1 protein-coding gene is annotated in these 905 nt (G+C 47.0%); it reads left to right on the top strand.

From position 1 onward, the window contains the following. A partial coding sequence (locus F6K23_RS08315) for an SdrD B-like domain-containing protein (protein ID WP_293153265.1) occupies window positions 1-905 on the top strand: 905 nt, incomplete at both ends.

Below are 905 nucleotides of genomic sequence, written 5' to 3'. Positions count from 1 at the left end.
AACGACTTCGTGGATGAGATACCCAATGGCTCCATATCAGGTACAGTCACCGAAGATACTGATAACAATGGTACGGGTGATACTCCTCTTGCTGATGTAGAGGTCGTATTGCGTGATGACCAGGGCAATAACGTAGCCACTACTACTACAGGGTCAGATGGTACATACTCATTCAACGATGTCGAGCCTGGTGACTACGAGGTTGTGCAAACTAATCTACCAGGTTATCAAGATGTCAGCGACCAAGACAATAGCAATGATGGCGATCCTACCGACAACGACACCACTGTAGACAATATTGTGGGTGTAACTTTAGAGCCTGGGGAAGACGATACGGACAACGACTTCGTGGATGAGATACCCAATGGCTCCATATCAGGTACAGTCACCGAAGATACTGATAACAATGGTACGGGTGATACTCCTCTTGCTGATGTAGAGGTCGTATTGCGTGATGACCAGGGCAATAACGTAGCCACTACTACTACAGGGTCAGATGGTACATACTCATTCAACGATGTCGAGCCTGGTGACTACGAGGTTGTGCAAACTAATCTACCAGGTTATCAAGATGTCAGCGACCAAGACAATAGCAATGATGGCGATCCTACCGACAACGACACCACTGTAGACAATATTGTGGGTGTAACTTTAGAGCCTGGGGAAGACGATACGGACAACGACTTCGTGGATGAGCTAACTGATGCCAGCATCGATATTGAAAAGTCCACCAATGGAGTAGATGCTGACGCACCAGAGGATGCACCAGAAATCCCTGCTGGCGATACTGTGACCTGGACTTATAAAGTGACCAACACTGGTAATGTATCCTTTACCGAAAATGAAATACAGGTCACTGACGACCAGGAAGGCACAATTACCAACATCATTGACCAAGGGAATGG

The organism is Okeania sp. SIO2C9, assembly GCF_010672455.1.
Taxonomy (GTDB): Bacteria; Cyanobacteriota; Cyanobacteriia; order Cyanobacteriales; family Microcoleaceae; genus Okeania.
Note: the sequence above shows the minus strand (reverse complement) of the source record. Positions and strands in the feature narration are given on the sequence as shown.